We start from the raw sequence: 5305 nt of genomic DNA, 5'->3' as shown, positions 1-5305 counted from the left end.
AACCACCTCACTCCGCAGTGTACCCAATCTGTACCGATAGAGCGGGGAATTGCCAAGGTGAATGTTGACTTATTGATTATTTTGGTGCCCAGGGACGGAATCGAACCGCCGACACGAGGATTTTCAGGGGAAAACCACTCCCGTAACGCTCTCGTAACTATACGCAACTCACTGTTTTCAAAAGAAACAGACCGCAAACAAACGCAGTCGAACGTAACCGGTTTTCCGGGGCTCTGACAGAAAAGTGTCAGAAGCCTTCGCAACCGCAGGATCAGTCTATGACAGATTATCAGATGTTCCAACCCAGAGGACACGCTGGTCCATGAGCGCACGGGATGAGCTGCAAGGCATTCGGAGCTCAGCCATAAAATCAGCGTGTCCCGTGGGGATATCGGGCCGGATCAACTACAAGACCGCACAGCAAATCCCACCTGAAGTCCGGGACAGCGCAAGCCTATCGGATAAGCTGTCGTTAGCCGGGCACCGTCCAGTCGGCAAGAGATATTTCCATAAACCGTTCCCCTTCCCCGCGCTCGGCAAAAAGCCGTCCATGCACCCTATCGAGCCGGTAGGTCAGAAAGCACTGCACGCCGTTTTCTACCAGAAGGTCGGGAGCCAGAACTGCCGCGACAAGGCCACGCGTTCGACGGAGGTCCCTGGCGGAATAGGTAAGGAACCCCGGCAGCCTGTTTTCATGGGCCTCGTTCCCCAATGCGCGGCATGGTGCCGGGTTCGTTGGGTGGTCAAAGACTCCAGCGTTTGCAAGTACCTTTGGGCGCAGGTCCAGTAGAAGACCAGTATACGCCACCCGGTGGACCCTGCGCTGGCCTTCTACCTGTGCTTCCCCCAAGCTCGCGGCGCTATCCTCAATGTCCTGCCAAAAATGGTAGCCTGTTTCATAAATGGTCGTTTCCAGGTCCGACCCGCCATACCAGCAACCGAAGTGTCCGTCTGAAAAACGGCTTGCGGCAGGATGTTCGAACGGCCAGAGAATAACGTCTGCAATGCCCACCAAGGCTTCTGCGAACTCAAAGGGTCGTTGCGTAGCCGGCGGAACGGCAGAGTAGGGCTTTACCGCCACTTCGTGTTCGATGAGTATTTGCGCTTCCTCCTCACTGTCGACCAGAGAGGCAAACAGGCTCCGGCTCCTCCGTAGGGATACAATGTTACGGAACCAGTCACGCTGCGCATCCCTGGTCAATCCCAGTTCGCTCACAGAAACCATCAATGCCCTCGCATACGGTCGACCTGTGCGCGAACCATTACGAGGCCTGGCAATCCATACTCCTGCACCACAGCTACCGGCGATCTGCCATGGAAACGCCGGTTGGCAGCACGCATCCATCCGTTTCTCAGGCCCGGATTCTCGGGATACAGAAGCATAAGGCCTTTGTAGATGCCCAGCAGGTGTCCTGCCCGGTCCAGGAGGTCGCGCGTATTGGCGAGCGGATGTCCCTCCGCGTAGCGCTTCAGGGTGGTACGGCTGTTCCCCCCCAAGCCCAGCAGGACCTGCCGCTCGGCGTTGGACAGGCTCCATTCATCGAAGGCGCGCATGAGTGCCCTGGCCAGTACGGCACGCCGGTGTTCGTCGGTGCATGCCGGCGCTCCGGAATTGGCTAACATCCGCTGATCCATGATCTCCATATGCAGGTCCCCCTGAGTGTGCACAGAAATTGTATAACTGATTCATACCTAAGTATAGATGATCACCATTTGGTATACTTCTGCCATCGACTGTGCCAACCCGTCGTCAAACTCCAGCTTGTTTAGGTTAATGGCTAGCTGTAACCCTCCCGCCTGTCAGCGGCCGTTCCACTGCGCTGGCAGCCGAGACCATCCGTTCCCATGAGCACCCGTGTGTGCGATGACGGTTGCTATACCTTTGGCTCTCACAGAACGGATGAAACATCCATGAATGATCCATCTATCTCCCGCCTGCTCACCAAGGCCGACCTCTGTAACCGTTTCGGCTTTTCACCACGAACCCTGGAGAATATGGTCAGGGCAGGGGACTTCCCGCCGCCGGTGCGCATCGGAAAATATGTATACTGGAGCGAAAAGGCTGTATCCGGATGGCAGCAAAGGCTGTTTTCTGCCCAGGAAAGCTGGGGAGGCAGTTTCTCCGCAAAAGCCATATAGAGCAAAGGACGCGCCGCAGACCGCCTGCAGGTCCACATTTTTCACCTACGGTATCTTTGTATGGGGCATCCATGGCGAAGGGCCACCTAGCGCGAGTTCGCCAGTCTGATGCCTGAAGGGGTGGTGCGCGAATGCATCGTCCGCAACATCAAACTGCTGAACACAGATTTTGACCCGCTGCGCGCCATCGGCGGCGAGTTCGCCGACGCAGTGGGAATCGCTCCTGAACCAAAACTTCCGGGGCAGCCTAGGCCACCCCGGAAAGAAACAACAAATGCATTCACCTCCCTTTGCTCATGTCGGGCGCCAACCCGTGTAAATGATCCTCGAACCGACCCCCCGCCAAGGGTGTCGGGCCGTCTCCGATATCCGCCGCCAGGCAGATTTTTCCATCCTTGCATTACCTGTCGTCTTTCGTTGGGGGAAGAATCTTCTCTTCCCTTTCCGGGTCTGGTTTCGGTCAAATCCCCAGATCCCCATCCCTGTCCTGCAGGGCCAGCTACTCAACAACGCTCCCCCTCTGGTACGTCCGTTTGATCGCGGACTCGCTTTTTCGCACCGGTGCCACCCAGTGCAGCGCCAGAGGTTCCCACGTTAGACCGCCACTACTGCGATCCGACACGCCATCTCTTCACCTGTCGCGCTAGCCGTATGGCTTTCGCTTCCGATTTCTGCCCGGGAGAGATTCCAAAGTCCCTGGGCCTACTCACGCGACGGCTTCCAGATTTGACCACCAGGACACTGCAGGTCCTGGCAATGGCTTGCCTGATCTCCACTTCGCACCCGCCCTGTCCTTTTGGACATGGGTGCTTTCACCGGTTGAGCTATTCGCCGACCTCCAGAGCTTGCGCCCCGGAGTGCCACCATCCCCAGATTTCTCCTGGATGGCTTACCCTCTCACGAGTGGTACTGACGCCCTCGGTTGTGGCACTGGTTCGACCTTTTCAAGCCGCCCCAGGGTGGGACTCCAACCCACTTTCGTTTGCGGTCAGGGTGCTTCCGGTCGCCCGGAGACCCGTTTCCGTGTCGCCCAATCTCGGCCTTTGGAGCCTTGGATTGGGTCGAATCCGGGGTGGTGAGCCCCGGAAGCGCCCGTTGCAACCGGACGAGCCCCATTACGGGCATCCGGCTACGGGCAATGCAACTCGTGACCGTTGGCAGCGGCGACGAGAAGGATGGTTATCGGAGTTCGGGATGCGTTGGCGCACATCCCTGCCCTCCTCTTATTTCTGGCGGCAGTGGGTGGATGTGGCGGCATCCGGGTCTCGATAGGATTTCTTTACGACCTGCAAAGTATAGGCACCGGATACACAGATTCCGTTTCTTTCCGAGAAAGTTTCTTTCTCTTCTTGGAATCTCTAGTAGTGTGCTGCGCACGTTCTCTGGTTCCCCGAAAGCACATTGTGCTTCCGGGGCCTGCCTGCGGCCTGCTTTCCTGCCTTTGGGATTCTCTGCGCGAAATCAGCCCGCGCCTCTTGTGCAAGCGGTGCCTATATTTCCTGTCCCTCATCAGACAGGAAACCGCATCATGCTCGATCTCCCCAGCCTGATCCCTGCCGGCACCTCGCCCATCCGCATCCCGCGCAGCAAGGCCGCCACCCTCCGTCTACTGCTGGAAACCGTTCAGCGCGGATCGCGTTACTGGACGGGTGGCATCATCCCGACGCATAAGGCCCTGCATCTCGCAGAGAAATTTGCCGACCGCTATGGCTGCACCGCCAGTGCCGCTACCCGCTCCCGCAACAAGGCACGGGGTATCAGCAATGCCACCCTGATTTTCTACCCGGAAAATGCCTCTACCCTGACGCCCCTGCGCTGGTGGCTGCTGGTCACTCCCGGCATCGGGCGGGTCTGGGAAGAGGAACAGCTCCAGGATACTGGCAAGCGCCGGGAACGACTCCATTGGGGAGACCAGTATGGGCTGGTCCATCTGCAGCGGGACAAAAAACACGGAGGCGGGCGGCACTGGACCTGGTGCATACAGGAGGCACACTACGAGGCACTGGAAGCCGCCATGCGTCAGTATGCCAGCGCACATGGCAAAAAAGATGCGCCAGAGCGCACCGATGATCTGGAACGTCTCCTCACCACCCTCCGCCGCATGCCCGGATTCCACGGCATCCGAAGGCAGCAGTGGGCCCTTTACGCCTTGGGGCAAAGTGTCTGGGATCGTACCCACAAAACCTCATGGCCGGGGTGGCCCCAGGAGATCCCCTATGTAGACAAGCGGCAGCCGGTCTATCACCGGCCAGAACCGCTGCGGCTCGATGTCCTGGTGGCTATGGCGGTGCGTAAGACCGCGGTGGAAAGTTGCTGATGGGGAGGCCCCGCTGGGAGGGTAAAAAGATGGACTGCCCCATGAGCATAAGTCAGCAACGTCCCTTTCTGCTCTCCCAGCCTTTGGTCGCACACCATGCGACCAACTCTACTGGTCACGAATTTGTGTTGGGAGGTATCCATGGTTGTTATGGGATGATGGTGGAGATCTTTGCCCGGGCAAGCTTCGACAAGGAGCGGTGTCGTCAGTTTTCCGTAGGGGATCTCGTGGATCGGGATCCCCAATCTTTGGAAGTCTTGCGGCCGTTGTGCGAACCCTGCTTTTTTCCCAGTTCTAGCTAATCACGGCACCATGCTTCTGGCTTACCCCGCCCACGATGACTTTGCCTTTCAGTCTTCCAATTGCTCCTGGCCAAATAATGAATAGCCGCTACTATATCCGCAAGTCGTCCAAAAACTCCGACGCGGGCTCGATGCCAGTGACTAGTAGATGGTCGCGTGCCCGCGTGCATGCGACGTAAAGCAAATGGCGCTCTGTGTCGTAGACCTCTTTCAAATCGGCATCATCACCCACAAGCTCAATGCGCTCCTGCAAAGGGATAACTTCATCGTCGCAGGCCATCACTGCGACGGAGCGAAACTCAAGCCCCTTCGCCAGGTGCATAGTGCAAATCGAGACAAAGCCGCTGGTCGTCTCAACATGCTCGTCAAGAATCTTGTATGGCAATCCGGCGGCATCGACAGCAGCTTTGGCACGGCCCAGCTCAGCGTCAGACCGAACGAAGACTCCGAACTCGTGAGGCACAACACCCGCCTTGGCTTGCTCAGCCAACCATCCTTGCACCCCTTTGATCTCCTTGAACCGCCCCGGGTATTGTAGAGGCTGATT

The 5305-nt window shown here is 57.8% G+C and carries 6 protein-coding genes; 3 read left to right on the top strand and 3 right to left on the bottom strand.

Annotation, left to right across the window (positions count from 1 at the left end; all coding sequences use genetic code 11):
- Nucleotides 1–237: hypothetical protein (locus tag ACYCUK_RS23120; RefSeq protein ID WP_461596948.1), on the top strand; the 237-nt coding region annotated here is incomplete at its 5' end.
- A gap of 235 nt (nt 238–472) precedes the next feature.
- Here ACYCUK_RS23120 and ACYCUK_RS23115 read toward each other — a convergent pair.
- Both ACYCUK_RS23115 and ACYCUK_RS23110 read right to left on the bottom strand, forming a co-directional pair.
- Complete coding sequence (locus ACYCUK_RS23115) at nt 473–1216, bottom strand: RES family NAD+ phosphorylase (RefSeq protein WP_461596947.1); 744 nt, start codon at nt 1214–1216, stop codon at nt 473–475.
- An 8-nt stretch (nt 1217–1224) separates the two neighbouring features.
- The gene (locus ACYCUK_RS23110; RefSeq protein ID WP_461596946.1) at nt 1225–1644 is read right to left on the bottom strand and encodes an antitoxin Xre-like helix-turn-helix domain-containing protein; all 420 of its coding nucleotides are present in this window, start codon (nt 1642–1644) and stop codon (nt 1225–1227) included.
- Between the two features lie 267 nt (nt 1645–1911).
- On the opposite strand from ACYCUK_RS23110, the gene ACYCUK_RS23105 reads away from it, so the two are divergent.
- Nucleotides 1912–2139, top strand: a complete 228-nt coding sequence (locus ACYCUK_RS23105; protein WP_461596945.1) for a helix-turn-helix transcriptional regulator — start codon at nt 1912–1914, stop codon at nt 2137–2139.
- Between the two features lie 1528 nt (nt 2140–3667).
- Nucleotides 3668–4456 carry a hypothetical protein gene (locus tag ACYCUK_RS23100; protein WP_461596944.1) on the top strand — a complete coding sequence of 263 codons (789 nt, stop codon included), beginning with the start codon at nt 3668–3670 and terminating at the stop codon, nt 4454–4456.
- Between the two features lie 393 nt (nt 4457–4849).
- On the opposite strand, the gene ACYCUK_RS23095 is transcribed toward ACYCUK_RS23100, so the two are convergent.
- Nucleotides 4850–5305, bottom strand: a 456-nt coding sequence (locus tag ACYCUK_RS23095) for a 3'-5' exonuclease (RefSeq protein ID WP_461596943.1), incomplete at its 5' end; no start/stop codon positions are given.

Source organism: Thiomonas sp., from assembly GCF_054608695.1.
The sequence above is the reverse complement of the archived record's forward strand: the minus strand, read 5'-3'. Positions and strand labels throughout refer to the sequence as shown.